Below are 2,204 nucleotides of genomic sequence, written 5' to 3'. Positions count from 1 at the left end.
CCATCTAAATATCGTTTCACCGCTTGGATTTTTTCTTTTGAAGAAAATTTAGCCATAAAAAATGCACCTCCAATTGTTAGACTGTGTCTAACAATTGGGGTGCACTTCAATATAGACTAAGGCTTTTTTATTATATAAAGGGGAAGGGGGTACATTGTAGTAGCATGGGTGAAAGGTATAAGAAGAGTAGCTACTAGCAATGCAATTTGGTTATGTGATTGTTCTTCTTATTTGGCTTACTTTCTAACTTTATTGTACGAAATATAAGTAAGGGAAACTATCGAATTACATTACACATAACTTACAAACATGTAAGTCTTCTGTAATGTAATTCGATAGTTAAAAGATAGTAATTTTCATATAGTGTAACTAGAAAGTCTTAATGTATTACTTTCTGTTTGTAATGAAGAATGAAAAACCAACTAATTTTTAATAATCCTCATCTGAATAAAGATGAGGATCCTTTTTTAAACCTTACAACATTGTAAGGTTTACGTAAGTTAATTCGATAGTAAATTTGTCATATTTTTTGCATAATAGATACAGATAGAAAAATAATTAGGGATCTAGTAAGAAGGGAGAAAAATGGGATGCGTAAAGAAGAAGTAGTGAAGTTACCAATTAAAGATTTCTGTAGCTACTTTACTGTTGCCGTAGTGTGTATTGGATTATTTGATATCATAACAAACTTAATTGTTAAATAATATAGATGCTAAAACAAGAAAGGAAGTCCTTTCTTGTTTTTTTTATGGGGGCATAAAGATGAAATGGATTGATAGTCATATACATGTTGATCAATATAAGGATGAAGAGAAGAACAGATTACTGAAAGAGGTGGAAAATAGTAATGAAATAAAGGGGCTTATTGCTGTATCTATGAATTATCAATCTTGTAAGGAAACGTTATCTTTAGCGAAGAAGTATCCCTTTATATATCCAGCGATAGGGTTTCATCCAGAGCAACAGATTCATAAAGAAGAGTGTGAACAGATTTATAAACTTATTGAACAGAACGCAGAGGAAATTGTTGCGATTGGTGAAGTAGGTTTGCCCTATTATTTGAGGAAAGAAGATGAAAGCATTGCTGTAGATCCATACATAGCTGTATTGAAAAAATTTATAGAACTAGCTAGTAAGTATAATTTGCCGATTATATTACACGCAGTTTATGAAGATGCTGACACTGTATGTGATTTGCTAGAGAAATATAAAGTTTCACGTGCACATTTCCATTGGTTTAAAGGAAGTGATGAAACAATGAAACGGATGATGAAGAATGGTTATTATATTTCGATTACACCGGATGTTTTACATAAGGAGAAGATTAGAAAAATTGTTTCGTATTATCCGCTTGAATATATGATGGTAGAAACAGATGGACCGTGGGAATTTCAAGACGATGTTATGACGCACCCGAGAATGATTCGAGATGTATTAAAGGAAATTAGTTCTATACAAAACATATCCATTGATAAGGTCGCAAAAACAATATATGAAAATACAAGTCGATTTTATTTGAAAGGATAGGAGAATTATAGTTTTAATCATGTAACGGAAAAAGTGAAAATTGAATGTATTTAATAAAATGCCACGGTTTGATATATGACAAAAAACCACCAAGCGTTCCGCTCGGTGGTTTTGTATTAGGATTCTAATTTCTTCGCACGTTTTAATAATAAAAGAAAGACAATGATAACGAACCCCAGTATAAGGAAGAAGCCATATTGCTTTATATAATCAATTATGTCATTCGCACTGGTTGGTTTTTCAACGTGAATGCCGTCTTTATTCGTCGTAATATGAATATCTTTCATTTTTACTTCATTCTTTTCCTTTTGTAAATCAATCCACTCTATATTTGGAATACTTTCTAGATCTTTTAACACTTCTTTTAATGGTTTCACACCTAAGTAAGGATGATAAAATGCCCCAATAATCCCATCGGATAATTTAGAAACAGATAGAGCACGTTCTTTCATTTTAGCAATAGTTTGTGGCGTATCTTCTTCAATAAATCCGACTGTTTCAGGCAATAGTTTCATTCCATGTAAAAATGACGGAGTACTTGTATAATATGGTGAGTGCATGGATTTCCAATAGTGATAGGTAAGGTTTTGACATCATCTCCACCTTTTCCCCCACTTCACACCGTACGTGAGACTTTCACCTCATACGGCGCTCCATCTAATTCAATTGACCAACTT

General features: G+C 32.5%; 1 protein-coding gene and 1 pseudogene. One reads left to right on the top strand and one right to left on the bottom strand.

Annotated elements, in window-relative coordinates; translation table 11 throughout:
* Nucleotides 1-762: 762 nt before the first annotated feature.
* The gene (locus tag ACS2CR_RS33980) at nt 763-1,527 is read left to right on the top strand and encodes a TatD family hydrolase (RefSeq protein WP_000871063.1); all 765 of its coding nucleotides are present in this window, start codon (nt 763-765) and stop codon (nt 1,525-1,527) included.
* A gap of 116 nt (nt 1,528-1,643) precedes the next feature.
* Here ACS2CR_RS33980 and ACS2CR_RS33975 read toward each other — a convergent pair.
* Nucleotides 1,644-2,096: pseudogene (locus ACS2CR_RS33975) on the bottom strand (DUF2334 domain-containing protein); the annotation flags it as partial.
* Nucleotides 2,097-2,204 lie beyond the last annotated feature (108 nt).

Origin of the sequence: Bacillus cereus group sp. BceL291 (assembly GCF_051776705.1) — a bacterium.
GTDB lineage: Bacteria > Bacillota > Bacilli > Bacillales > Bacillaceae_G > Bacillus_A > Bacillus_A cereus.
This window is presented reverse-complemented; position numbering and strand designations above follow the sequence as displayed.